At 45.1% G+C, this 25,119-nt stretch carries 26 protein-coding genes and 3 tRNA genes; 12 read left to right on the plus strand and 17 right to left on the minus strand.

Annotated elements, in window-relative coordinates:
- Nucleotides 1-171: 171 nt before the first annotated feature.
- Nucleotides 172-1,044 (minus strand): SMP-30/gluconolactonase/LRE family protein, encoded by an 873-nt coding sequence (locus AC1DFM_RS03795; RefSeq protein WP_477075394.1) that lies wholly within the window; start codon nucleotides 1,042-1,044, stop codon nucleotides 172-174.
- A 115-nt stretch (nucleotides 1,045-1,159) separates the two neighbouring features.
- On the opposite strand from AC1DFM_RS03795, the gene AC1DFM_RS03800 reads away from it, so the two are divergent.
- Both AC1DFM_RS03800 and AC1DFM_RS03805 read left to right on the plus strand, forming a co-directional pair.
- The gene (locus tag AC1DFM_RS03800) at nucleotides 1,160-2,140 is read left to right on the plus strand and encodes a DUF2157 domain-containing protein (RefSeq protein WP_477075395.1); all 981 of its coding nucleotides are present in this window, start codon (nucleotides 1,160-1,162) and stop codon (nucleotides 2,138-2,140) included.
- The gene (locus tag AC1DFM_RS03805; protein ID WP_477075396.1) at nucleotides 2,127-3,290 is read left to right on the plus strand and encodes a hypothetical protein; all 1,164 of its coding nucleotides are present in this window, start codon (nucleotides 2,127-2,129) and stop codon (nucleotides 3,288-3,290) included. The genes AC1DFM_RS03800 and AC1DFM_RS03805 overlap by 14 nt, the downstream gene beginning before the upstream one ends.
- A 49-nt stretch (nucleotides 3,291-3,339) precedes the next feature.
- On the opposite strand, the gene AC1DFM_RS03810 is transcribed toward AC1DFM_RS03805, so the two are convergent.
- From AC1DFM_RS03810 to AC1DFM_RS03830, 5 genes are all read right to left on the minus strand, one after another.
- Nucleotides 3,340-3,412 (minus strand) — tRNA-Gly (locus AC1DFM_RS03810).
- 64 nt (nucleotides 3,413-3,476) lie between these two features.
- A tRNA-Gly gene (locus AC1DFM_RS03815) sits at nucleotides 3,477-3,552 on the minus strand.
- 229 nt (nucleotides 3,553-3,781) lie between these two features.
- Complete coding sequence (locus AC1DFM_RS03820; RefSeq protein ID WP_477075397.1) at nucleotides 3,782-5,008, minus strand: PepSY-associated TM helix domain-containing protein; 1,227 nt, start codon at nucleotides 5,006-5,008, stop codon at nucleotides 3,782-3,784.
- 167 nt (nucleotides 5,009-5,175) lie between these two features.
- Nucleotides 5,176-5,376 carry a hypothetical protein gene (locus tag AC1DFM_RS03825; protein ID WP_477075398.1) on the minus strand — a complete coding sequence of 67 codons (201 nt, stop codon included), beginning with the start codon at nucleotides 5,374-5,376 and terminating at the stop codon, nucleotides 5,176-5,178.
- 82 nt (nucleotides 5,377-5,458) lie between these two features.
- Nucleotides 5,459-6,478: a glycosyltransferase family 2 protein gene (locus AC1DFM_RS03830; RefSeq protein WP_477075399.1), complete on the minus strand. Its 1,020-nt coding sequence runs from the start codon at nucleotides 6,476-6,478 to the stop codon at nucleotides 5,459-5,461.
- A gap of 118 nt (nucleotides 6,479-6,596) precedes the next feature.
- Here AC1DFM_RS03830 and AC1DFM_RS03835 point away from each other — a divergent pair, with 118 nt between their 5' ends.
- Together AC1DFM_RS03835 and AC1DFM_RS03840 are read left to right on the plus strand one after the other, a co-directional pair.
- Nucleotides 6,597-7,745 (plus strand): sensor histidine kinase, encoded by a 1,149-nt coding sequence (locus AC1DFM_RS03835; RefSeq protein ID WP_477075400.1) that lies wholly within the window; start codon nucleotides 6,597-6,599, stop codon nucleotides 7,743-7,745.
- Nucleotides 7,746-7,826: 81 nt separating this feature from the next.
- A tRNA-Leu gene (locus AC1DFM_RS03840) sits at nucleotides 7,827-7,913 on the plus strand.
- Nucleotides 7,914-8,063: 150 nt separating this feature from the next.
- Here the strand turns inward: AC1DFM_RS03840 and AC1DFM_RS03845 are convergent.
- Both AC1DFM_RS03845 and AC1DFM_RS03850 read right to left on the minus strand, forming a co-directional pair.
- Nucleotides 8,064-8,669, minus strand: coding sequence for a DUF2335 domain-containing protein (locus AC1DFM_RS03845; RefSeq protein ID WP_477075401.1), 606 nt, complete (start codon nucleotides 8,667-8,669; stop codon nucleotides 8,064-8,066).
- Between the two features lie 2 nt (nucleotides 8,670-8,671).
- Entirely contained in the window at nucleotides 8,672-8,920 is a 249-nt protein-coding gene (locus AC1DFM_RS03850; RefSeq protein WP_477075402.1) for a hypothetical protein, read from the minus strand.
- Nucleotides 8,921-9,290: 370 nt separating this feature from the next.
- Here AC1DFM_RS03850 and AC1DFM_RS03855 point away from each other — a divergent pair, with 370 nt between their 5' ends.
- From AC1DFM_RS03855 to AC1DFM_RS03870, 4 genes are all read left to right on the plus strand, one after another.
- The gene (locus tag AC1DFM_RS03855) at nucleotides 9,291-10,538 is read left to right on the plus strand and encodes a DUF2130 domain-containing protein (protein WP_477075403.1); all 1,248 of its coding nucleotides are present in this window, start codon (nucleotides 9,291-9,293) and stop codon (nucleotides 10,536-10,538) included.
- A gap of 12 nt (nucleotides 10,539-10,550) precedes the next feature.
- Entirely contained in the window at nucleotides 10,551-11,168 is a 618-nt protein-coding gene (locus tag AC1DFM_RS03860) for an HAD family hydrolase (protein WP_477075404.1), read from the plus strand.
- Between the two features lie 206 nt (nucleotides 11,169-11,374).
- On the plus strand, nucleotides 11,375-12,010 hold the full coding sequence (locus AC1DFM_RS03865) for a DUF4136 domain-containing protein (protein WP_477075405.1): 636 nt from the start codon (nucleotides 11,375-11,377) through the stop codon (nucleotides 12,008-12,010).
- Between the two features lie 29 nt (nucleotides 12,011-12,039).
- Entirely contained in the window at nucleotides 12,040-12,660 is a 621-nt protein-coding gene (locus AC1DFM_RS03870) for an outer membrane beta-barrel protein (protein ID WP_477075406.1), read from the plus strand.
- Nucleotides 12,661-12,736: 76 nt separating this feature from the next.
- On the opposite strand, the gene AC1DFM_RS03875 is transcribed toward AC1DFM_RS03870, so the two are convergent.
- Together AC1DFM_RS03875 and AC1DFM_RS03880 are read right to left on the minus strand one after the other, a co-directional pair.
- Complete coding sequence (locus tag AC1DFM_RS03875) at nucleotides 12,737-13,753, minus strand: FAD:protein FMN transferase (RefSeq protein WP_477075407.1); 1,017 nt, start codon at nucleotides 13,751-13,753, stop codon at nucleotides 12,737-12,739.
- Nucleotides 13,754-13,887: 134 nt separating this feature from the next.
- Nucleotides 13,888-15,066, minus strand: a complete 1,179-nt coding sequence (locus AC1DFM_RS03880; protein WP_477075408.1) for an acyl-CoA dehydrogenase family protein — start codon at nucleotides 15,064-15,066, stop codon at nucleotides 13,888-13,890.
- Nucleotides 15,067-15,406: 340 nt separating this feature from the next.
- Between AC1DFM_RS03880 and AC1DFM_RS03885 the strand changes: the two genes are divergently transcribed.
- Nucleotides 15,407-15,691 (plus strand): YciI family protein, encoded by a 285-nt coding sequence (locus AC1DFM_RS03885; RefSeq protein WP_477075409.1) that lies wholly within the window; start codon nucleotides 15,407-15,409, stop codon nucleotides 15,689-15,691.
- Nucleotides 15,692-15,778: 87 nt separating this feature from the next.
- On the opposite strand, the gene pyrF is transcribed toward AC1DFM_RS03885, so the two are convergent.
- Together pyrF and AC1DFM_RS03895 are read right to left on the minus strand one after the other, a co-directional pair.
- Nucleotides 15,779-16,600, minus strand: coding sequence for an orotidine-5'-phosphate decarboxylase (gene pyrF / locus AC1DFM_RS03890; protein WP_477075410.1), 822 nt, complete (start codon nucleotides 16,598-16,600; stop codon nucleotides 15,779-15,781).
- A 230-nt stretch (nucleotides 16,601-16,830) separates the two neighbouring features.
- Nucleotides 16,831-17,928: an Mrp/NBP35 family ATP-binding protein gene (locus AC1DFM_RS03895; protein WP_477075411.1), complete on the minus strand. Its 1,098-nt coding sequence runs from the start codon at nucleotides 17,926-17,928 to the stop codon at nucleotides 16,831-16,833.
- 174 nt (nucleotides 17,929-18,102) lie between these two features.
- Between AC1DFM_RS03895 and AC1DFM_RS03900 the strand changes: the two genes are divergently transcribed.
- Both AC1DFM_RS03900 and AC1DFM_RS03905 read left to right on the plus strand, forming a co-directional pair.
- Entirely contained in the window at nucleotides 18,103-18,720 is a 618-nt protein-coding gene (locus AC1DFM_RS03900) for a carboxypeptidase-like regulatory domain-containing protein (protein WP_477075412.1), read from the plus strand.
- Nucleotides 18,721-18,787: 67 nt separating this feature from the next.
- The gene (locus AC1DFM_RS03905; RefSeq protein WP_477075413.1) at nucleotides 18,788-19,675 is read left to right on the plus strand and encodes a 3-hydroxyacyl-CoA dehydrogenase family protein; all 888 of its coding nucleotides are present in this window, start codon (nucleotides 18,788-18,790) and stop codon (nucleotides 19,673-19,675) included.
- Nucleotides 19,676-19,780: 105 nt separating this feature from the next.
- Here the strand turns inward: AC1DFM_RS03905 and AC1DFM_RS03910 are convergent, their stop codons facing one another.
- Together AC1DFM_RS03910 and ribD are read right to left on the minus strand one after the other, a co-directional pair.
- Nucleotides 19,781-20,383 (minus strand): IMPACT family protein, encoded by a 603-nt coding sequence (locus tag AC1DFM_RS03910; RefSeq protein WP_477075414.1) that lies wholly within the window; start codon nucleotides 20,381-20,383, stop codon nucleotides 19,781-19,783.
- A gap of 29 nt (nucleotides 20,384-20,412) precedes the next feature.
- Nucleotides 20,413-21,426, minus strand: coding sequence for a bifunctional diaminohydroxyphosphoribosylaminopyrimidine deaminase/5-amino-6-(5-phosphoribosylamino)uracil reductase RibD (ribD, locus tag AC1DFM_RS03915; RefSeq protein ID WP_477075415.1), 1,014 nt, complete (start codon nucleotides 21,424-21,426; stop codon nucleotides 20,413-20,415).
- Between the two features lie 135 nt (nucleotides 21,427-21,561).
- On the opposite strand from ribD, the gene prmC reads away from it, so the two are divergent.
- Nucleotides 21,562-22,425, plus strand: a complete 864-nt coding sequence (gene prmC, locus AC1DFM_RS03920) for a peptide chain release factor N(5)-glutamine methyltransferase (protein ID WP_477075416.1) — start codon at nucleotides 21,562-21,564, stop codon at nucleotides 22,423-22,425.
- 98 nt (nucleotides 22,426-22,523) lie between these two features.
- On the opposite strand, the gene AC1DFM_RS03925 is transcribed toward prmC, so the two are convergent.
- From AC1DFM_RS03925 to pepT, 3 genes are all read right to left on the minus strand, one after another.
- Nucleotides 22,524-22,919, minus strand: coding sequence for an ExbD/TolR family protein (locus AC1DFM_RS03925; RefSeq protein WP_291916927.1), 396 nt, complete (start codon nucleotides 22,917-22,919; stop codon nucleotides 22,524-22,526).
- Nucleotides 22,920-22,930: 11 nt separating this feature from the next.
- Nucleotides 22,931-23,647: a MotA/TolQ/ExbB proton channel family protein gene (locus tag AC1DFM_RS03930; protein ID WP_477075417.1), complete on the minus strand. Its 717-nt coding sequence runs from the start codon at nucleotides 23,645-23,647 to the stop codon at nucleotides 22,931-22,933.
- 73 nt (nucleotides 23,648-23,720) lie between these two features.
- Nucleotides 23,721-24,968: a peptidase T gene (gene pepT / locus AC1DFM_RS03935; RefSeq protein WP_477075418.1), complete on the minus strand. Its 1,248-nt coding sequence runs from the start codon at nucleotides 24,966-24,968 to the stop codon at nucleotides 23,721-23,723.
- Nucleotides 24,969-25,119: the final 151 nt, after the last annotated feature.

A 25,119-nucleotide genomic window follows, 5' to 3' on the forward strand; every position in this document is an offset into this window, starting at 1 on the left:
AATTATTTTTACACGATGTTACTAGTAGTGGTATACTAAGGAAAAGTACCTTTAGCAAAAGAGGAAGTTGATAGATAGCATGGTATTAAAATACCCTAAAAAAGTTCATTCCGCCTGCAAATATACTAATATTTTAGCAGAAAACCGTGAAACATCAATATGTAGAAATAATTAATACTTAAAGTAGTTGGCAGGTAAGCCTTTAACAGGCAGCTTAACGTGAAACACACTACCACTCAATGGAAATTCACTTATTTCTGCTGCACTCATATGCTCCCGCGCGGTAGTAATCAATAACTCATCCATCTCAGCCCCTCCGAAAGCACAGGAAGAAACATGCGGCGCCGGCACCAGCACCTTCCCCAATAACTCCCCCGTTTCAGGCTCCCAGCAGTATACACCGGCACCCCCCCATTGCGCAATCCACAACCTGCCACGACTATCCATCGCCATGCCATCCGGGCAACCTAAGCCCTCCGGAATTTGAATAGCGATGCGCCTAAAGGCAATGTTACCCGTGGCAGCATCATAACTGAATTCCTGCACGGTTCGGGTATGCGTGTCGTTATAATACATCTTATCGTTCTTCCATATCAGCCCATTGGAAATGGTGACTCCTGCCAGTTTTACAACCGGTGCCTCCCGACCGGTAATGCAATATAAAGTTCCGGTACCCTCATCGGCAGGCATCTGCATAGTGCCTATCCATAAGCGCCCCAATGGATCACATTTACCATCGTTACATCGCATATTGTCCCGTTGATCCAGTACCGCCAGTAATGGCCCTATACCTTTCTCCGCAGAAAAGAAAGCCACCCCGTGTTTCATCCCTACCAGCAATTCATTACGCCCTGCTACAGGTATGAGCGTAGTTACATAAGTATCCACCTCAAACGCCTGCTGCCGGCCACTCTCATCTCTTATATAGATGATATGCCCCAGTATATCTACCCAGCACCAACTGTTTCTTTCCGGCCACCAACAAGGTCCCTCGCCTAACTCACTTGTCAAGCGCGAAAACAACACTGGTTCATATATCTCCATAATACGTTTTTTATAATTGATGCCTCGCAACCAACGCCCAATATATACTTTTGTGCGCTGATATTGTATATTGCAACCTTAATCATTGTTAATTTCCAGTTCTTTAACTCCTGCTATGGACATAAAAGTTTTCGAGCAACTTCACCAGGAAGGGCTAATAAGTGATCCCACCCTTACCACGGTAAAAAATGCGGAGCAACAACGACTGTTCTCTCTCCATTGKGAAATCAAAACCCTGTTATACCTGGGTGTATTGCTGCTCAGCGGCGGCCTCGGTATTCTGATTTATAAAAACATTGATACCATTGGGCACCAGGTTATTCTGCTGATCATCGGCGTCATTTGTGCGGGTTGTTTCAGCTATTGTATCCGTCAGAAAAAACCTTTTTCGTGGCAACAGGTTCCCTCTCCCAACGCTTTTTTCGATTATGCGTTACTGTTAGGTTGTCTTACGTTCGTCACCTTTATTGGTTATCTGCAATTCCAATACACGGCTTTCGGCACCGCCTATGGTCTGGCTACGTTTATCCCGCTGGCAGTACTCTCCGTCAGCGCCTACTACTTCGATCATCTCGGCGTATTATCGATGGCCATTACCAACCTCGCCGCCTGGATGGGCATTGCCCTCACACCGGCACAAATATTAACTGCCAACGATTTTAGCAATGACCGTATCGTATACACCAGTGTTGTATTAGGTATTATCCTGTTAATACTGGCGCTGATATCTTCCAAAAAAAATCTAAAAAAACATTTTGCCTTTACTTATCAGAACTTCGGTGCGCATATTTTTTACATTGCCTGCATAGCCGGTATTTGCATCTTTGACTCGGCTCACATCTGGTGGTTCCTGTTTATGTGTGTCATCGCGACCTACATTTATCTATCGGCTTTCCGGGAACGTTCTTTTTATTTTGTACTTATCACTGTACTTTATATCTACCTGGCTTTTAGCATTGTATTCTTCCGCTTTCTACACAAAACCTCGAATATTGAAGACGTGTATACTGCCTTCTTCTACGTGATAGGCTCTGCTATCGGCGTGATTTTACTATTGATTAACCTCAACAAAAGAATTAAAAATGCTGGCGTATAAATATCAAACACTCGACAATCTTCATATACAGGAAGAAGCAGCGAAGGCATTGCGGAAAGACTGTATCGACGCTCCCACCTACAAAGCCATTGAAGCTGCGCACCCGGTAAACTTTTACACGCCTAATCCGGTAATAAAAATCGGGCTGTTCATACTCACCCTGGTGATTGTATCTTTTTCACTGGGCCTGCTTGCCTTAATGACATTGGATCTCCAGCATACTGAAAAAGTGATCAGAACCCTCTGCATTTTAGTAGGACTGGGTTGTTATGCCGCCCTCGAATTATTTATTGCCGGCAAAAAATTATTCCGGGCCGGGCTGGATGATGCGCTGCTCTGGTGCGCTACCGGTCTGTTGATCTCCAGCCTCACCATCTCCGATGATCCAAGTGGTATTACCTTGTGCGGCGCTACCTTAATAGTTACCCTCCTGGCTACCTTACGTTTTGCGGATATGGTGATGGCTGGCATCGCCTTCCTTTCCTTTTTGGGATTGACTTTCAGCCTCCTGATTAAAATGGGGCCCATGGCTAAAACCGTGGTTCCTTTTGTTATCATGGCGCTTTCATTGCTCATTTATTTTATAGTGAGAAGAGGCATGCGGCAACACCTGCTCCGTCACTACAATCATTGCCTGACGGTGGTGGCTGTACTCGCCTTACTCACTTTTTACCTCGCCGGCAATTACTTTGTTGTCAGGGAAGTAAGTAATACGATGTTTGACCTGCAGTTACAAGAAGGACAATCGATACCCGGTGCGGCATTCTTCTGGACTTGCACCATCATTATTCCTCTTGTTTATGGCTACCTGGGTATTCGTAAGAAAGATGCCATTCTCCTACGTACAGGATTGGTGTTGCTGGCCGCTATTGTATTCACAGTACGGTATTATCATCATGTAATGCCGCTGGAAGCAGCCATGGTAGTAGGCGGACTGATACTCACCGTAGGCGCCTGGGCGTTGATCCGTTACCTGCAAACACCCCGCCATGGCTTCACTTATGTAGAAGCAGACGAACCTTCGCTGGCAGATAAATTAAAACTGGAATCATTGATCATTGCGCAAACCTATGTTCCCGGTGCACCTAAGCCCGATATGGATTTCGGTGGAGGCAGTGGTGGCGGCGGTGGTGCCAGTGGTGGTTATTGATAGTAAGGGCATAAAAAAAGCCTGACTGAATAATCAGTCAGGCTTAAAGAGCGAAAGACCGGGCTCGAACCGGCCACCCCGACCTTGGCAAGGTCGTGCTCTACCAAATGAGCTACTTTCGCAGAGGTATTAAGAACTTTGGGAGGATATTACTTCACATGTAGTGCATGCTTTTGTATCCTTTACTGGAGCGAAAGACCGGGCTCGAACCKGCCACCCCGACCTTGGCAAGGTCGTGCTCTACCAAATGAGCTACTTTCGCAGGTATTAAAAACTTTGTTAGTTTAAAGAACTCTTCCCTTCGATGTGCATTCTTTCGTTTGCTTTGCCCCGTGGCGTTTTCGTTGGGATTGCAAAGATAGGAAACGGACTGAAAACACAAAATTTTTTTTCGAACTTTTCTAAAAAAAATTTGCACGAATATATGCATCAACTTACTGAAACACAGATGGGTAAAGCTTTTCGACAGAAAAAATAGTAATACTTTTTATTTACAATGCATCTGTAACTGCTACAGTACGAACCATTAAAGGCTTCTTTTTCGACTTTTTCTGCTTGCCCCACCACACATAAAAACCCGTTACCGGCAACGAAGCACAAATGAAACTGATGATGAACGCAATTATTTTTCCTGCTATACCACCTATCGCTCCCACATGAATATCGTAGTTCATTTCTATTAACCGCTCGCCCCTGTTTTTATGACTATCATTGCGCCTGCTCAATTGTTGGGCAGTGTATTGGTCAAACTGTAACTCGTCTGCGCCAAAATAGGTTTCTTTACTCTTATAACCACCAATTACATTCACACCTTTTTCCCCGCTGGCGGGGTAAATGAAGATACGGCGCGAACCTTTCAATACCGGCAATGCTTTCTCAAAAGCTATATCCAAGGGGTTACCAGTAAGCGTGGCTGTACCTTTCACCGACTCATGCAAAGACCTGTCCGGCGGCGTAGTGCTACCCGCAGCCACTACATACACAGTAGCCTGAAACCACGTAAATGCCCATACCATGCCGGTTAGCGACAACACCAACGCCAATGTAAGCGCATAAAAGCCCAGTACATTATGCAGGTCATAATTCACTCTTTTAAACCCTGCCTTCCATTTAATTTTAAAGCTCTTATCCCGGTTTCCCTTATTCCATTTCTTAGGCCACCACATGATCAACCCGGTGATCAGCAGGATCACAAAAATGAAAACGCTCCAGCCTACAATAGGCTGTCCATAAGGCGTATTCAACAATAAACTCCAGTGAATAGATTTGATAATAGAGAAGAAATTATGCTTATAGTCGATGATGCCCGTTACCGCTCCGCTATAGGGATTGATCATGACAGATTCATAATACTCCACGCCGCCAAAATAGGTGAGCGCTGTATCATTGCCTTTATAAGTCATAAACTCCCAGGCCCGGTCCGGCGCAGGATAAGTAGTAATATTCAATAATGGTTTCTCCGGTCCCAGTACAGCCTCCGCCTTCTTTTTCAGCTCGCTGACCGGCAGCACAGCCCGGTTTTCGGGCGTCACAAATAGTTGCTTACGGTAGTAATAGTTGTTGATCTCCTGTTGAAAAACAAACAAACATCCGGTGATACTCACTATCAGCACAACAATGCCAGACCCCAGGCCCAGCCAGAGGTGCAATTTTTCTACGATGACCCTGAACAGCGATTTATGCTGCTTCTTTTTTAACTTATCCGTTCGCTTAAACATACTGTACCATCGGAGAACAAATCTCCAGGCTACAAAGTTGGCCGTAAAGCGCGAGGATCTCTAATCGTATCCGGAATTTGATTTACGCAAACCGGAAAGTTGGGGCAGAAAAAAGCCTCCTCCGGAAAAACCGGAGGAGGCCTGGATAATTATGTGAAAGCAGTTGCTTACTTATATTTTGGATTGTACAGCGAGCTTCCCTGCACTTTTACATCTGGTTTACCAGCATATCTATGCGCATAAAGGCCATAGCTGAGTCCCAGGATGAAAGCCACCATGCAAAATAACTGCACGTAAAACATCCAGCGGGAGCGGGAAACCTTATCTAAGGTAATATCGTATTTATTTTCTACTGTATTCTGTTCCATAATCAGTTTATTTCCGCTGCAAACCTACATAATATTTTGAAATTTTCGAAGTTATTTGAGAGAGAAAGAAAACTTTCGCGGTCTAAATAAGCTCAGAGAATTTCTTATGTTTTAAAAAATAATAGCGCCAGATCATGATCCCGTGGAATACCCCTGTCATTTTCATCAGCTTCATTTTTGGCAGATCATCCGTCCCCACATATTTACGGCGCCAGCGATAATAATCCTTATAAGCCCTGTAAATAGCCGCCATATCCTTTGGCTTACCTGCTACCAGGCTTTTAACACCCGCCAGGATATCCAGGAAAAAGCGCTGTACCAGTACAATCCAGCGGTCTTCGTTATGCAGGTTTTTCCACAGCATCATTAGGTTATTCCGGAAGTTCAGGTATAACTTACGGGGATTCCCCTGTGGTAAACTACCTCCGCCCACATGAAACACTACCGAAGCCGGACAATAACAAATCCGGTATCCGGCGCGCTGTAAACGCCAGCAGAGGTCTACTTCTTCCATATGTGCAAAAAAATCGCGGTCAAAACCACCTACCTGATGAAAACAGGCCGAGCGGATAAACAATGCCGCCCCGGTGGCCCAAAAAACGTCCTGTACATCATCATACTGCGCCAGATCCTTTTCCACGGTATACAGCACCCGTCCCCGGCAAAACGTATAGCCCAGGATATCCATCCAGCCACCCGCCGCCCCGGCATACTCAAACTCGTCCGGCTGGTGGTATGCCCTCAGTTTAGGCTGACAAGCCGCAATACGCGCATCCTGCTGCATCAGGGCCACTACCGGCTCAATCCATCCCGCTTCTACTTCCACATCCTGGTTCAGCAACACGTAAATATCGGCCTGCACCTCCCGTAAGGCATCATTATACCCGCCGGCAAAGCCGTCGTTACGGGCATTCCGGACAATCCGGATCTGCGGGTAATGCGTTGCCACAAAATCCACGCTGTCATCTGTAGAGGCATTGTCTGCCAGTACCAGCTGCAGATTGCCGTAAGTAGAACGGCAAACAGACGGCAGGAACTTCTCCAGAAAAGACTTTCCATTCCAATTTAAAATAACAACTGCTACTGATGGCAATACGGACAATGGATCTTACGTTTATGCGTGAACAATTATTTTTGAGATGCAAATATGCAACAAACGATGCTAATATTTGCCAATCATTACAGAATCAGGGAAGCCAAATATGGCTTAAATTAGAAGTATGTTTAAACAGTATATCGGATGGAAGTTTGTACTGGCCTCCATAGCAGTGCTCATTATTGGGACCACTATATGGTTTGTAAGTAATTTATCGAAGAATATCCAGGAAGAAGAACGAAAGAAAGTAGCCACCTGGGTGGAAGCCAACCGGGAACTGTTGCGCTCTGATACCGACGCCAACCTCAACCTGGCCATCGGCATTGTCACCAACAATACCACCATCCCCCTGATCCTCACCGATGAGGAAGGCCACATACTCGATAGCCGTAACCTCGACTCCCTGCGCATTGCACAGGACCCGAATTACCTCTCCGGGCAACTGCGGGCTTTCAAAAAACAACATCCCCCCTTCATCATGGAGGTAGATGCCAAACAAAAAATGTATAACTACATTTATTACGGCGACTCCCTCATTCTCCGGCAAGTCCGATACTATCCTTACATTCAGCTGTTTGTCGTCACCCTCTTTATTGCCATCGTACTCTTTGCCCTTTCCAGCACCAACCGCGCCACCCAAAACCAGGTGTGGGTAGGGCTGGCCAAAGAAACCGCCCACCAGCTGGGCACCCCGCTCTCCTCTATGGAGGCCTGGCTCGAAATCCTCCGGGAAAATGAAGCCAATACCACCATCGTTGCAGAACTATCGAAAGATGTAGACCGCCTCAAACTCATTACAGATCGCTTCTCTAAAATAGGCAGCGTTCCCAAACTGGAGGAAACAAACATCGTGGCTCAGATAGAAAACATGACCAACTACATCCGGAAAAGAGCGCCACAAAAGGTGCAGCTAACCGTTCACAACGCCGACGAAGAACTCCCTGCCATGATATCGCCCCCACTTTTCGACTGGGTAGTGGAAAATTTATTAAAAAATGCACTGGACGCAATGGAAGGTAAAGGGAAAATCGATATCACCATAGAAAATCACGCTACCTACATCACCGTAGACATAGCAGATACCGGAAAAGGTATCCCCAAAATGAGCTTCGAAAAAGTGTTCAAACCCGGATTCAGCACCAAGAAGCGCGGATGGGGCCTCGGACTTTCACTGGCCAAACGAATCATTGAAGAATACCACCGGGGACGCCTATATGTAAGAGCGTCTGAAATCAATAAAGGCACCACTTTCAGGATACTGTTGAGAAAATAATTGACCTTTTTGAGAAAATATGAATAAATAAATTTGCTTATTTTAAAAAAGCCATTATTTTTGCACCCCATTCTACCAGATGCGAAGGTGGCGAAATTGGTAGACGCGCTACTTTGAGGTGGTAGTGCTCGAAAGGGCTTGGGAGTTCGAATCTCCTCCTTCGCACCAAAATTAAAAACACTGCAGTAATCACTGCAGTGTTTTTTTTGCTACATAGTACAATCCTTTACATCCCTAAAAATAAAAAGCCTCACACTTGCAAGGCCCTTTACCGATCAGGGACACCCCAATCCAGTACTTCAATCATGAAAAAGATATTTAGCGGCCCGTGCTTTCAAGTGTCAAATCCTGAGGCTTGCTTATTTCCTTTGACTTTTCCTCTCCTTTGGAAGCCTTGCCTGTAACAAAAACCGAAACAAGTCCGGTAATTCCTCCAATACCGATTATTCCTCCCGCCCAATCATGTCCCTGTAGAATACATGTTAGACTGGCAGCAATTGCACCAAGCCCAATTAGCAAGCCAAACCACTGACCACGTTCAATCTGTGCCACTTTCCCAACCACCAACTTTGCTTCCATTACATGTCTATGCTTCTGTTGCTCTTCAGTCATAGCCATAATTCTATCAGCTCCATTGGGAATCAACCTGGCATATTCCTCCAGTTGTCTGGGGCTTGGCAACGGGCCTGAATGTAATTCTTTATAAGTCGTAATTCTTTCAATTAAGCGCCTCTTTTGGGCTGGAGGCAAACTTTCCAAACTATCATAAACCTCTGGATCTTCTTTTTCCAAGGCCTGCTCTATTTGTTGGATGGCTGTTTTAGCATCATTACAATCCTTTGGACTATCTTCCTTTAACTTCTTTGCCTCGACCTCTCCAACAATCTCTTTTCCGTTATTTTGCTTGTGTGCAGGAACAGTCATACTTACTTTCGATATGGTGAATTAAACAATTCCATACCCTCTTCCATTTTAGCTATGTTATCCCTTAACCCATCCCCTACTTCACGCCAGTCCGAAAGATTAGCCCTGGCATCATCTGCAGCTGTGCCAAGCTTTACTTCTATATTCTCTCCTGCGATATTCAAGGCAGATCTCATTCCATTCAGAAAATTCTTGACTGATTTACCATTGTTATAATTATTCCGATCAAAAAAAACATGAAAGGACCACATAAAATTTTGTTTTAGGATTTAAAACTTGATTTAAGAACAATTTACGAGATTCCCTGACCAGATTTATACGTCCCCACTACTGTTAAAAAGGATTAACATCTTCTCCCTCCATCCTTAACAATTTCCTAATCCCCCCTTAACACCTACCTAACAATCATATCAGAACTTACATATACCCTTACATAATTACATTACTACCCTTGGAAGCCTTGCCTGTTGTTTGTTCTACTAATGTTGATTAATGAGGAAGGAAGCTGAAACTCCTTCCTTTTTTTATTCCGGCCGCCAATCCCMTATCTTTACGGAATATTTTTTAGGGAATACTATGGGAACATCAATCACCTGCCCCAGTTGCAAACACCAGTTTGTCATGGAGGATGCGTTTGCTGCGGATATCGAGAAGGAAATGAGAGGAAAAATGGAAGACGAATGGCGCCGGCGCCTAAAGTCGCTCCAGGACGAGAAAGATACCCTTCTCTCAGAAAAAAATAAAATGGCGCAGGAACGCCGCCAAATTGAAACACTCCGGCAACAACAGGACGAAGAAGTTAATAAACGCGTACTCACGGAAAAAAAACGTCTCCAGGACTCCCTGGAGCAGGAACTGCGTAAATCCATTACTGCCGATCTGGATAACCAGATGTCCGTGCTGCGCGAAGCCAACCAGGAACAGGAAGAAAAACTCAAAGAAGCCCGTAAACAGGAACTGGAATTCCTCCGCAAAGAACAAGACCTGAACAACCGCGAACAGGAATTGGAAATCAGTCTCCAAAAGAAATTACTGGAAGCCCGCTCCGAGCTGGCCGATAAAATACGTAAAGAGGAAGCAGAACGCAACAGCCTCAGAGATACAGAACACCAGCTGCGCCTGAAAGAACTGGAAAAGCAACTGGAAGATCAACGCCGTCTCGCAGAAGAGATGAAACGCAGAGCAGAACAAGGTTCTACACAGCTGCAGGGAGAAGTACAGGAACTGGTGCTGGAAGAAATGCTGCGCACCAACTTCCCCTTCGATGAAGTAACACCGGTAGGGAAAGGCGTACGTGGCGCCGATTGTATACAATTGGTCCGTAACCAATACGGACAGGAATGCGGCCGCATCATCTATGAAAGCAAACGTACCAAAGAATTTATCAAAGACTGGGTAGAAAAGCTGAAAGCTGATATGCGCAGCCAGGGCGTTGATGTAGCCATACTCGTTACCCAAACCATGCCGAAAGATATGGAACGCTTCGGTGAAAAAGATGGCATCTGGATCTGTACATTCGCCGAAGTAAAAGCCCTCGCCTACGTACTCCGCGATGGTATTGTCAAAATCTCCGGCAAACTGCGCTCTCAGGAAAACAAAGGTGACAAAATGCACATGCTCTATGAATACCTGACCAGTGGCGAGTTTGCAGAACAATGGAAAGCCATCCGGGAAGGATTTATGTCCATGAAATTATCCATACAACGTGAACGTGATACCATGGAAAAACTGTGGAAATCACGCGAAAAACAACTGGAAAAAGTACTACTCAACGCAGCGCATATACGGGGATCTATTGAAGGCATTGCCGGCAACGACTCTGTAGATCTGCAACTGCTCGAAGATGCGGCGGATGACCTGTTAGACTAAATTTCTTTCCCTATGTCAGCAACTATTAACACCATCATTTTTGATCTGGGCGCTGTACTGATCGACTGGAATCCGCGGCACCTGTATCGAAAAATTTTTTCTTCGGAAGAAGAAATGGAAATATTTCTCCGCGATATCTGCACCTCTGAATGGAATGAAACACAGGATGAAGGCCGGTCTCTCGCGGCCGGCACCGATCTGTTGGTAGCGAAATTTCCGCAACACGAAAATAATATCCGCGCCTACTACGGCAGGTGGACCGAAATGCTCAACGGAGAAATTGAAGGCACAAAAGATATTTTGCAACAATTAAAAGCAAGCGGAAAATATAAATTATACGCACTCACTAACTGGTCTGATGAAACCTATCCCATTGCATTGAATATATACCCTTCGCTGCATTGGTTTGATGGTGTGGTAGTATCTGGTCGCGAAAAAATGCGGAAGCCAGACCCAGCCTTCTTTCAGTTATTATTAAACAAATATCATGTAACAGCAGCCAATGCTTTATTCATTGATGACAACGAGCGGAATGTATTGGCAGCACGCGCATTTGGCATCGATAGTATCTTGTTTGAAAATCCACATCAGTTAAAAATTGAATTAGAAAATAGATCTATTAGTATTTAATCCATTTTATTATTAATTGAATTTGTTAGCCCTTCTCCCACTTTAGGATTTCCTTAACACTGCACTGGTAAACTTCCTGTAACAATCAACTATCTAACACGTTCTAGAGAGGAACACGGAAACATGATTGTCAGGAATACCAACCTGTTGTATTTCATCATCGTTAACCCTGTGAGAAATTATTTTTTAAATTAATACGCTAGGACATGAAAAAAACATTGTTTTTATTCAGTGCCGCTGCCGCAGTGGTAGCGATGGTTTCATTCAGCAGCTGTCGGAAAGATCCTTTGAAAGACATGACCAATGAGGAGTCCAGGATCTACATCACTAATCACGACAGCACCGCCAATTTCACCTCTTATTCAACTTTTAGCATAGTAGACTCTGTGGCTGTATTAACGTTAAACAGTGATACTGCCAAAAAAGCATTAACAGACTACGATAAGAAATTAATTGCATCTGTTACCGCTGCGATGAAGCAACGCGGTTATCAATTGGTGCCGAGAGCCGCCAAACCTGATCTGGCAGTGAATCTTACCCGTATCGACAATTCCTACTCCAGCATCTCCTGGAATCCAGGATGGTGGGGCGGTGGTGGCTACTGGGACCCTGGCTATTGGGGATTCCCAGGCGGCGGCTGGTACTGGCCTTCCTACTATACCGTATACCGGGTAAACGAAAAACAGGTAGCTATTGACCTCTTCGACCTCAAAAATCCGAAAAACGATAAGTTCACAGCAGTATGGAACTCATTGTGGCGCGGCTCAGGCGTATGGAACATTGATAACATTGATTCCATGGTGCAGGCATCTTTTGCCCAATCCGCTTACCTGACTAAATAATTGATTTGAACTTTTTAAATGACAGGAAGATGAAAAAGATTATAAACTGGATATTGATTTTTGCAGGATGTTTTGCAGCGCAGACAGTATCTGCACAGGTTCGTCCACCGTTGTCAGTGGATATCAACTATTCCATCGCACAGCCGTTGGGCTCCATGAAAGATTATACCGATAAAACCAGCTTCCGTGGATGGAGTGCAGGATTGCAATATTCGTTGAATGGTCAATGGTCCGTAGGGCTTCGCTCCGGATTCCAGGACTTCTATCAACGACTGCCACGCGCGGTATATCCCGATAAAACCGGCGATGTATCTGCGGTACAGTCACGTACGCTGCAGGTAATTCCTATTCAGGCTACCGTGAGCTACGCATTTACTAAACCTGAATCTGCTGTGATTCCATACGCTACTTTAGGTGTGGGTACTGCAAATATGAATTATGAAAAATACTGGGGTGAGTTTGTGGAGAAGAATAACAGCTGGCAGTTCCTCGTAAGCCCCGAAATAGGCATCAATGTGCCTTTCGGCAAGGCTTCCCCGGTGATGTTTAATGCAAATGTGCGCTACAACTATGCGCCATATAAATATGCTGATATTACCAATTTCAACACCATACAGGGAAATATTGGGTTTAAGTTCCATTTGAACTAAAACCTTTTTTGTCCATATTCTAAGGAAGAAAGCGTGAATGTGCATCCCATCCGTCTTATGGCGGATGGGATTTTTTTTAAAATTCCATGTATTGCTTAAATCCTTCGCTGAAAGCCTCTTTAATAGTCCCGTCTTTATCTTTATAAATGTAAATCGCCTCCAGCCCATATTCCGGATGTTGCGTTATAAAAGCTAATCCCTTCTCCACGCCCATTAAAATAAGCGGATTATCAAAAGCATCTGCTGTAAAACAATCCTTTGCAATGACGGTAACGCTGATAATATTGTTGTGCAATGCAATGCCTGTTAACGGATGAATGGTATGTGCAAAACGGGTACGTCCCTGGTCAAAAAAACGGCGATAATTTCCACTGGTGGCAATACCTTTATCCGGTAACCGCACCAATCCCTGTACCGGCTCATAGGTGGTATCTCCCGGCGATGGCCGCTCTATTCCGATACTCCATACCTTGTGCTGATGATTGTGGCCCTGTGCACACAACTCCCCTCCCACATCTACCAAATAATTTTCAATCCCCCTGGATGCCAGAAAATGGCCCAATACATCCACCGTATATCCCTGTGCAATGCCATTACAGTCTATTTGCACCCCTTTTTTCACCGTATATAACCGATCTCCTTTCACCCGGAGATAACGGGAACCTATATACGCCATGGCTGCCTTAATGCTATCTGTAGGAGGTATACCTTTAAAAGAAGGCTTGCTAACGCCAAATCCCCACAGATACACCAGTGGCTTCACCGTAATATCAAATAATCCATTGGTGGCTTTATTGGTAAACAATGCTTTTTTTACCACGGCCTGCATATGTTCATCCATCTGTACGTCGCCGGTTTCATTGAAACGATTGATCACAGACCCCGGCTTATATAAGGAAAGTGATTGATCAATGACCCGAAAAACAGAGTCTATCTGTGGTTGCAGCGTACTGGTATCGGCCGATAAATATTTTACAATGTAGTAGGTTCCCTGCGCTTTACCCTCACAAGCCACCAGCTTTAATGCCGGCACCTGCTGCGCTTTTGCCGCAGTGCCCCATAGCAGAAAAGCTGCTAATAGTAATCTGTTCATCTTAATTTTATTCATCTGAAAAAGCTGAAAGCATAAAGCCGAAAGCAAAAAGCTATTATAGCGAATAATAATAAAAAAATCGCTTTTATTATCCGCTATAATAGCTTTTTGCTTTCGGCTTTATGCCTTATGCTTTATTTAAATGCGTCTAATCCCGTTACATCCATACCCGTTATCAGCAGGTGTATTTCATGCGTGCCTTCATAAGTCATCACACTTTCCAGGTTCATCATATGCCGCATCACAGAAAACTCACCGGTAATGCCCATGCCTCCTAAGATGGTGCGCGCATTGCGGGCAATGTTAGCCGCTACTTCGCAGGAATTACGTTTAGCCATGGATATTTGCGCAGGAGTAGCTTTGCCCTCATTTTTCAGCACGCCCAGACGCCAGTTCAGCAATTGTGCCTTGGTTATTTCGGTAATCATCTCCGCCAGCTTTTTCTGTGTAAGCTGAAAACCACCAATAGGACGTCCAAACTGAATACGCTCCTTTGCATAACGAAGGGCCGTATCATAGCAATCCATCGCAGCACCGAGGGCGCCCCAGGCAATACCATAACGGGCAGAAGAAAGGCAGGTTAACGGGCCTTTTAATCCTTTCGCCTCCGGCAATATATTTTCTTTCGGTACACGTACATTATCAAATACCAGCTCGCCGGTAGCACTGGCGCGTAAACTCCATTTTCCTTTTGTTTCGGGCGTGGTAAAACCAGGCATCCCTCTTTCTACAATGATACCGCGGATAACACCAGCTTCATCTTTCGCCCATACTACCGCAATGTCAGCAAATGGCGCATTGGAGATCCACATCTTTGCGCCGTTGAGGATCACATGATCTCCATCTTCCCGGAAGTTGGTAATCATGCCGGCAGGGTTAGAACCGTGATCCGGCTCAGTAAGACCAAAGCAGCCCATAAATTCTCCTGTGGCCAGCTTAGGAAGATATTTCCGTTTCTGTGCTTCACTACCAAACATAAAGATGGGATACATCACCAGCGAGCCCTGTACAGAGGCAGTCGAACGAATACCACTGTCGCCGCGCTCCAACTCCTGCATCATCAGTCCGTAGGAAATATAGTCCATTCCACCACCACCATAAGTAACCGGGATCGTAGGACCAAAACAGCCCAGTTCTCCCAATCCACTGATAATCTGCGACGGGAAGGTGGCCCGCTGACAATAATCTTCGATGATGGGGGATATCTCCTTCTTCACCCATTGTCTTACCGCATCACGGGCCAAAAGGTGTTCTTCATTCAACAGTGCGTCTACATTAAAGTAATCAGGCGATTGAAACAGATCTTGTTGCATTAACTACAGGTTTATTACCGAATATAAGCAATTCGGAATTACGAATCAGTAATTGCAGGGGAAGGCGGAAAAATGACCTGACAACCTGCTACGACTGCACAAATAATGCATAATCCTGCAAAATCTTCGCTGTTGTAAGCGGGTTATTTCGCAGCAAGTTAGTACCTTACAATCAAATCAGAGAGCTATGGCAAGCAAAGTTATACCTGCGCTTTTGCTATTGGGATTTTTAGTCATTGTGATGTTATCATTTCACCCCACACCATTACAATCTGTTGCACTCCGTGTGCTGCCCCCAAAAGTCAAATCTGTCGCAACTCCGGAATTAAAAAAGTACTGGATGGTTTTTCTGAAAAAAGGCCCCCAACGTAACCAGGATTCACTGGTAGCCGCAAAAATCCAGCAAGACCATCTTTCCAACATCAACAAAATGGCCGAAGCAGGCAAACTGTTGGTAGCAGGCCCTTTTGGCAATGATGAAGACCTCCGCGGTATTTTTATTATGAATTGTAAAGACAGCCTCGAAGTAGTATCACTGGTGAATACAGATCCGGCTGTAATAGCCGGCAGGCTGATATTTGAGGTTAAACCGTGGTGGACAGTAAAAAACACGGTGTTTAAATAGCTATCGGCTTTTAGAAAAAAATGCAGCGGAGAACATAATGTCCCCCGCTGCATTTTTTTCTAAAAGCTGATAGCTAACTGCTAGAAACTAAACAGCTGCTGCAATCTTATTCAGGTACCCTGCCATTTCCTGTTGATATTTCAGGGCTTCATTTCTGGCATCGGTCGCAAAATCTTCTCCGTTACCTGCATAAATAATAGCGCGACTGGCATTTACCAGCAGTCCGCAATCCTTATTCATGGCTTGAGTGGAAATTTCCTCCAGGCTGCCTCCCTGTGCACCTACACCAGGTACCAGGAAGAAATGATGAGGCACCAGTTTGCGGATATATCCAAGTTGTGTTGACTGGGTAGCACCTATCACAAACATCAGGTTATCTGGTGTACCCCATTCCATACCTGCCTTCAGTACTTTTTCAAAGAGAAATTCATCACCTACCTGCTGCATCTGAAAGTCCTGGCTACCTTCATTGGAGGTGAGTCCAAGCATAATAGCCCATTTTTCAGGAAACTGCAGGAATGGTTCCACACTGTCTTTTCCCATATAAGGCGCTACAGTAACTGAATCGAACTTATAAGTATCGAAAAAAGTTTTAGCGTATTGGGTAGAAGTATTACCAATATCGCCGCGCTTTGCGTCCGCAATAGTGAAAATACCGGAAGGGATATACTCGATGGTACGTTGTAAACTTTCCCAGCCACGGATTCCCATACTTTCGTAAAAGGCCGTATTAATTTTGTAGGCTACGCAAAGGTCTTTGGTAGCATCAATAATCGCCTTATTAAAGGCAAACACCGGATCTGCATGTGAAAGCAGGTGTTTTGGAATCTTTTGTATGTCTGTATCCAGTCCTACGCATAAGTATGACTGCTTTTCCTTAATCAGATTCACCAATTCCTGTCGATTCATAGTCGGTTAATTTGGGGCGCAAAGTTAAGTAAAACTTAAGTATTGGCGCTGCTTAAAACATATTATGATTACCCGTTATGGCGGTAATTAAAGATAATCTTTTTCATGAAAGCAAAAAGCATAAAGCGGAAAGCAAAAAGCTATTGTGGCGAAGATAGTAGCGGAACATATCCTGGCTCCGTTTAAATATTCGCTACAATAGCTTTTTGCTTTCCGCTTTATGCTTTCTGCTAAACAATAATATCTACAATCTTAGTTGGCGCTATATTGGCGTTACGCATGGCAATGGAACGGGCGGCGGCGCCGGCAACATCCAGGAATGCTTTGCGGGTCAGCTTTTCATCACCAGCCATTGCAGGCACCCCATCATCACCACCTTCGCGGATGCTTTGTACCAGCGGTATTTGGCCGAGGAATGGTATTTCCAGCTCTTCAGCCAAGCGTTTACCACCTTCTTTACCGAAAATATAATATTTGTTTTCCGGCAACTCTGCTGGGGTGAAATAGGCCATATTTTCCACTAAACCGATAATAGGCACATTAATTTGTTGTCCCTGGAACATGGAGATACCTTTTTTCGCATCTGCCAGTGCCACATCCTGTGGCGTGGTAACAATCACCGCACCGGTAATAGGCACGGTTTGCACCAATGTCAGGTGAATATCGCCGGTGCCGGGAGGCATGTCAATGATCAGATAATCCAGTTCATCCCAGTATACGTCAGTAATAAATTGTTTAAGTGCGCTGCTGGCCATAGGTCCACGCCATACAACTGCCTGTCTTTCATCGATTAACAAGCCAATAGACATTACCTTGATGCCAAATTTTTCAATCGGCTGAATCATGCCTTTGCCGTTTACGTCTACCATCATTGGTCTTTCGCCACGTACACCAAACATGATAGGAACAGAAGGACCGTAAATGTCCGCGTCCATCAGTCCCACCTTAGCGCCATCTCTACCCAATGCCAGCGCCAGATTGGCCGCCACAGTAGATTTACCCACGCCTCCTTTACCGGAAGCCACCACAATAATATTTTTCACATTGGACAATACACCTTGCCCACTGGCTCTCTTGGTGTTCACGTTGGCCGTCATCACCACCTCTACCTGCGCCTCTTTGCTCACCATCATATGAATGGCATTTACACACGCATTCCGGATCAGGTCCTTTAACGGGCAGGCCGGTGTGGTTAATATGACGGTAAACTTTACTTTATTGCCATCAATTTCTATATCTTTTACCATGTTCAGCGTAACGAGATCCTTCCCCAGATCTGGTTCCTCTACGTTGCTCAGGGCCTTTAAAACCTGCTCTTTCGTGATCATAAATTGTTGTTAATTTTGAATCCAGACAGCAAAGTTAACCCAATTGAGATTTAATTTACAATTTCTCTGGGCAGCTGATCAACTGCATGGAAACACGTAATTAAATTTTTATATCTTAGGGCCGGCATGCATCAGAAAAGATCCTACATACTGTCACTTATTATTGTTTTCCTTTTGTCTCCCTTCCTACTGAGAGCACAGATTGCGGAATTCAGAGACAGCGTTATTCAGATTTCAGGTATTACCATGACGGCGGACAGCCTCCGGGCCATCCCTGCTGTAAGCATATTGGTGAAAGGCCAGGGACGGGGTACTATCTCCAACCGGTCAGGTATATTTTCTATCGTTGTGTTTAAAGGCGATACCCTCTCCTTCAGCGCAGTGGGCTTCAAACATAAAAATTACCGGGTACCACCAGATATCAAGGGGAACAGTTTCTCCCTGATACAGCTGATGGTAGAAGATACCACCTATCTCCCGGTAACTATTATCAAACCTTATCTTTCCAGAGAAGAATTTGAAAGGGCTTTCGCCAACGCAGACATCCCCGATGATGCCTACGAAGTAGCCCGAAAAAACACCAATAACGCCAGGCTCCGCGCCATGGCCCGCTTTATCCCTGTTGATGGACGGGAAGGCGTAAATCAATACTTCAACAAACAGGCGCAAAACCTTTACTACGCAGGCCAGCCACCACCACAAAATATCTTTAATCCACTGGCATGGGCCCAGTTCATACAAGCCTGGAAACGTGGCGACTTTAAACGAAAGGATGATAGTTACGGCAACTAGATAACTAGTTTGTAACGGGTAATTCTTTAAATTAGTGCCCGATTCATTTCAGACAAATCACTACACCATGCAAAAAATTGCGGTCATCGGCGCCGGTACCATGGGAAATGGTATTGCGCATGTATTTGCTCAACACGGCTATGCCGTTACTTTAGTAGACGTATCAGCTCCTGCACTGGACAAGGCATTACAAACCATTACGAAAAACCTCGACAGACAAGTTGCCAAAGGCACTATCACAGAGGAAGTAAAAACACAAACCATCAGCAATATTTCCCTGCAAACGGATCTGCCTACTGGTGTGAAAGATGTTTCCCTCGTAGTAGAAGCAGCAACTGAAAATATTTCACTGAAACTGAAAATATTCCAGGACCTCGATCAACATGCCCCGGCAGATGCCATCCTCGCTACCAACACATCTTCCATTTCTATTACTAAAATTGCCGCCGTCACCAAACGGCCAACAAAAGTAATAGGCATGCACTTCATGAATCCCGTACCAGTGATGAAACTGGTGGAAATCATTAATGGCTATGCTACCGATAAAGCGGTTACTGATACCATTGTAGCGCTTTCGGAAAAACTGGAAAAAGTACCCTGCGTTGTAAATGACTACCCTGGCTTTATCGCAAACCGCATCCTCATGCCAATGATCAACGAAGCCATCTGCTCCCTGTTTGAAGGAGTAGCTGGTGTAGCAGAAATTGATACTGTCATGAAATTAGGTATGGCACACCCTATGGGACCATTACAGCTGGCGGATTTCATCGGACTGGATGTTTGTCTTTCTATCCTGCAGGTATTGCACGATGGATTTGGCAATCCTAAATATGCCCCCTGCCCGCTGCTGGTGAATATGGTAACTGCAGGCTATCTCGGCGTGAAAAGTGGAGAAGGATTTTATAAATATACTGCGGGTAGCAAAGACCTGGTAGTTAGCGAAAGATTTTCTTAAGAGCTGAAAGCATAAAGCGTAAAGCAAAAAGCTATTGAAGCGTATGATCATGGCGGATATTAATTCGCTTTAATCATACGCTTCAATAGCTTTTTGCTTTACGCTTTATGCTTTCGCCTTCTTAATAACAAGACCATAAATATCCCCCAACCGCAAGAGACATAGTTCTTCGCCAGATTTGGGTATGCMGATTTCCATCTCACAAAATAATTGTAATTCCTGGGAAATAACGGTGCAGTTATTTTGTTTTACTACCATCATCACATCGTTCATGATAGTATAATCAAAGCTGAGATGATATTTGCTTTCTATATTTTTCTGGATCACCGGAATCAGCTGCAATACCATGGCAGCGCTCATCTTGTATGCATTAATTAAACCGGGTACCCCCAGGAGACTACCGCCAAAATAGCGCACTACTACAATCAGTACATCCGTAATTTGCTTGCTGTCTATTTGTCCGAGAATAGGTTTGCCGGCAGAACCGGAAGGCTCCCCGTCATCAGCGGCGCGGAACTGAAGGCCGGCCGTACCCAGGCGATACGCATAGCAATGATGCGTGGCTTTGGGATGTTCCTTCTTTACTTCTCCGAGGGCTTCTTTTACCTCCTCAGGGGTTTTAACAGGAAAGGCATACGCGAGAAATTTGCTGCCCCTGTCTTTAAATTCTGCTACTCCTGTTTTATCAATTGTAAAATAAACCTCCATCAATATCATTTAAACGCGTACTCAAAAAACTACGCCCGATTATAAAAATCAATATTATCACCATTTACCAGCATCGTATCTATATGTGCAGCATTGGTAAGCATGGGTGCCATCCGTCCATTTGCCAGTGTAACCATTCCCGTTATAACACGGGCTTCATCCCATAATCCGCTGTCGATAAATTGCTGTAATAAATGAGGTCCCCCTTCCACCAAAATGCTCTGTATTTGCCGTTTATGCAGCTGTTTCAGCAATGCCGGCAACATATCTGTAAAATCCAGCTGCATGGTTTCTGTAAGTCCGTGTGTTTCCGCAGGACCAGCTGTCAGGAAGATGGTAGGAATGCTACCGTCCCACAGGTGATGGGTACGTGGCACTTTTCCTTCCCGGTCAATCACCAGGCGTACCGGATCTTTGCCGGTCCACAGCCGGTTATTGAGGCGGGGATTATCCAGTACTGCGGTCCGGGTTCCTACCAAAATACCCATTTCCTCGCTGCGCCACTTGTGCACCAGCCGATCACTATATGGATTCGAAATCTTTACCGGCGCGCCATCCGCGGCTGCCATGATACCATTGCGTCCCTGCGCCCACTTCAGTACAATATAAGGGCGTTGTTGTTCATGAAACGTAAAAAAACGGCGGTTCAGCTGCCGGCATTCGGCTTCCAGCATACCTGTTTGCACTGTAATACCCGCTTTTTGCAACTTCTCAATGCCTTTCCCTGCCACAGCAGAAAAGGTATCTATACAACCAATCACTACTTCCTTAATACCCTGCGATACGATCAAATCTGCGCAGGGAGGGGTTTTCCCATGGTGTGCACAAGGCTCCAGGCTTACATACATAGTGGCCAGGGGAATGAGCGACCGGTCTTCCGGCACTACGCTGTTCACACAATTCACCTCTGCATGAGCCTGCCCATATTGTTGATGATAGCCTTCTCCGATGATACGTCCCTGGTGCACCAATACCGCACCCACCATTGGATTTGGAGCTACCTGTCCTGCTCCCATTAGGGCAAGTTCCAGGCAACGTTGCATAAAAAATTCATTGAACGTGCTATTCATAATACCGGCCGATGTAATATTTTTGCAAATGTATTCGTTTTTAGCCAGTGGAGAATGCCACTTCCCCAGGTTTGCATTTTCCCTCTTACATTCCTTAAATTTTATATATTGACTATACAAACGGCCTTTACCTATATTACAGGTGCCATCAGTGAACTATATGATGAGCGGGAAGCCGCCAACATTGCGCATATCATCATGGAGCACCTGACGGGAATGAGCAAACTGGATCGCATGGTACACAAAACAAAGATCCTTTCTCCCGATCAGAATCAACGACTAAAATTAGCCATAGAAGCATTACAACGTCACGAGCCGGTACAATACATTACGGGCACCGGCTGGTTTTACGGCATGGAACTGCTTGTGAATAAAAATGTACTGATTCCACGTCCCGAAACAGAAGAGCTGGTAGAATGGATGGTACAGGATGCTGCACACCGGCATCGCCTGCATCTGCTGGATATTGGTACTGGTAGCGGATGTATCCCGCTGGCACTGAAAAAATCATTGCCGGATGCGGTAGTAACCGCGGTAGACGTGAGCGAAGGCGCATTGGAAGTAGCCCGCAGCAACGCTGCCCGTCAGCGGCTGGAGGTCAGCTTCCTGCAGCTGGATGCGCTGGACCCCGCACAGGTAGCCACTCTGCCGGAATCAGATATGATTGTCAGCAATCCCCCCTATATCACGCAAAGCGAACAAAAAACCATGCAGGAGCTGGTATGGGGCTTTGAGCCTTCCCTCGCCCTCTTTGTACCAGACAACGATGCGCTGTTGTTTTACCGCCATATCTCCATCATGGCTAAAAATAAGCTCATTCCCGGAGGCGCCCTTTATTTCGAAATCAATGAAGCTCTGGGCAAGGAAGTGGTAACTCTGATGGAATCACTGGGCTTTGTGGATGTGGTGTTGAAGCAGGATATGTTCGGGAAAGATAGAATGGTGCGGGGAAGCATAAAGCAAAAGGCATAAAGCAAAAAGCTATTGAGGCGATTGATCAAAGCGAATTAATATCCGCAATGGTCAATCGCCTCAATAGCTTTTTGCTTTATGCTTTCTGCCTTATGCTATTATTTATGCGCGGTGGCCAACACCACCTTCGCGCCCATTTCTCTCGCTACTTCCATTACATTCACCACATCTTCCACTGGTACAGATTTCTCTGCATTAATCACAATGGTAGGATCTACCTTTTCATTGCCAATAGAAGGCGCCAGGGCCTGTTTCAGGTTATCAAACGGTACTTTGTTGGTACCTACAAAAAACTCCCGTTTTTCATTGATACTTACTACCACCGTTTGCTTGGCTTTGGTGTTGCTCTTCGCTTTGGGCAACAGCAGTTTAATAACATTCGGATTAGCCAGTGTGGAAACAATCAGAAAAAACAACAGCAGAATGAACAAGATGTCATTCAACGCCGAGTTGTGCATTTCCACCTGCCTTTTATTTCGCCTGCGTAAATTCATGATGGATGTTTTTAGCGGGTGGGTTCCTGCAAGATATCGATGAATTCAGCAGAAGCGCCTTCCATCTTATTTACTACCTTATCAATTTGTGCATTCAGGTAACTGTAGCCGATAAATGCCACAATACCGATAATTAACCCTGATGCAGAGGTGATCATCTTTACATAGATACCGCCCGCAATAGTTCCCAGTGTAATATCTGAAGTAATAGAGATGTTGAAAAAGGTTTGGATCATCCCCGCAATAGTACCCAGGAATCCGAACATCGGTGCAATACCTGCAATAATAGACAGGATCACCAGGTTCTTTTCCATCCGGTAAATTTCCAGTTTACCCACATTTTCCATGGATTTCTCTATATTATCGATCGGCTTGCCGATACGTTGTACCCCTTTCTCAATCATACGAGCAATAGGTCCTGCCGTATTTTTAGCCAATGAACGCGCTGACTGCATATTACCGGTGGTGATCTGATCACGGATCATCGGCATAAAGTTATCAGGCAGTTTACCCGCTTTGGCAATAGTGATGGCCCGCTCCACAAAAACATATACTGCTATCAGCGACAAGATGCCCAGGGGGATCATCAGCACACCACCTTTCATCAGCATATCAATCAAATGAATCTCCGGAGGAGGCGCGGTAGCAGCGGAAATACCCTGTGCAACGGTATCTGCTTTGGGACGTAATAAAGAATCCTGTAATAATGTAATTAAACCTAACAACATGAACTATATTTTAACGGGTGCGTGAGTAGAACACTACTATAAACGGTTAAAGTAATAAAATATTTGGTAAAAGTTACGCCTTCTCCTCCCAAAGCTGTGCCAGATATACTATTGTTTGCACCGCTTTCTGCATATCCTGTATGCTCACATATTCATGTTTACTATGTAAGGCCATCTCCCCGGTAAAAATATTCGGGCAGGGTAATCCCATAAAAGACAAACGGGAACCATCTGTACCGCCGCGGATGCTCATTCTAAGCGGCTGTACGCCAGCACGACGAATCGCTTCCGCCGCATATGCCGTTACCTCCGGATGATGCACCAACACCTCTTTCATATTACGATACTGCTCAGTCACCTTCAGCGTGGCCTTTGCGCCATGATATTTATCCAGCACCTTTTCCATGATACGACGCAGATAGGTTTCATGCGCCTCCAGGTGGGCCGTTTCAAAGTCACGGATAATAAAGTCGATCTCCGTTTTCTCTACATTCCCCTGTACACGTACCGGATGGATAAACCCTTCCCTATCGTCGGTGGTTTCAGGCGACAGGCTATCTTTCGGTAACGCATCTACGATTTCAGCCGCAATCTTGATCGCGCTGATCAGCTTATCCTTCGCTGCACCCGGGTGCGCACTCACACCGTATACAGTGATCCTGGCGCCATCAGCAGAAAAGTTCTCATCTTCCAATGAGCCCAGCTCCCCACCATCCATGGTATAGCCAAAATTGGCGGCCAGTTTTTTCATATTCACTTTTTCTACCCCACGTCCTACTTCCTCATCAGGTGTAAACAAAATACGGATAGCGCCATGTTTTACTTCAGGATGGGTCATCAGGAAATGAGCTGCATCCATAATTTCAGCTACACCGGCTTTATCGTCTGCCCCCAGTAACGTAGTACCACTGGCGGTAATAATATCATCTCCCTTCTTGCTGGCCAGATAAGGATGCTCTTTGGCGCTAATCACTACTGTTTCATCATCCGGCAGGGCAATATCGCCACCATCATACTGCTGGTGCACAATGGGCTTCACCCCGGTGCCACTGCTGTCGGGCGACGTATCCACGTGAGAACAAAAGCAAATCACTGGTACCTGCTTATCGGTGTTGGCAGGGATAGTAGCATATACATAGCCATGCTCGTCCAGCTCCGCATCTGTAATGCCCATCTCCTGTAATTCCTGTACCAGCAGGCGTGATAAATCCTTTTGCTTTTCCGTTGTAGGAAAAGTGTTGCTCATCGGATCTGACTGCGTATCTATTTGTGCATAGCGCATGAAGCGCTTGTCGACTGTATATGAGTAATTTGTAAACATATTGCAAACCTAAGGAAAAACACCTATACACCCCCTTCCGTAAATTATTCTGTTTTACCACCACTCACAATATCCAAAAAAGTAATTTATTCTGTTTAAGTATCTTTTTTTAAGACAAAAATCTAAATATTCACAATAACTACGAACAAAC

Source organism: Chitinophaga sp. 05T412, from assembly GCF_056396465.1.